The 271-nt window shown below is 57.9% G+C and carries 1 protein-coding gene; it reads left to right on the forward strand.

The annotated features are described in order from the left end of the window. Positions 1-271: ribonucleotide-diphosphate reductase subunit beta (locus tag SB756_RS30260; protein WP_410913260.1), on the forward strand; the 271-nt coding region annotated here is incomplete at both ends.

Genomic DNA, 271 nt, shown 5'->3' on the forward strand with positions numbered 1-271 from the left:
CTGGAACCGCATTCAGGATGACAAAGATCTTGAAGTGTGGAATCGTCTCACCAGCAACTTCTGGCTGCCCGAGAAAGTGCCGCTCTCCAACGATCTGCCCGGCTGGCAGACGCTGGATAAACAGCAGCAGCAGCTGACCATCCGGGTGTTCACCGGCCTGACGCTGCTCGACACTATCCAGAACGTGATCGGCGCGCCGGGGCTGATGGAAGATGCCATTACCCCGCACGAAGAGGCGGTGCTGTCGAATATCAGCTTTATGGAAGCGGTG

Origin of the sequence: Pseudomonas sp. SIMBA_068 (genome assembly GCF_046534705.1) — a bacterium.
In the GTDB taxonomy this organism is placed as follows: Bacteria; Pseudomonadota; Gammaproteobacteria; order Pseudomonadales; family Pseudomonadaceae; genus Aquipseudomonas; species Aquipseudomonas putida.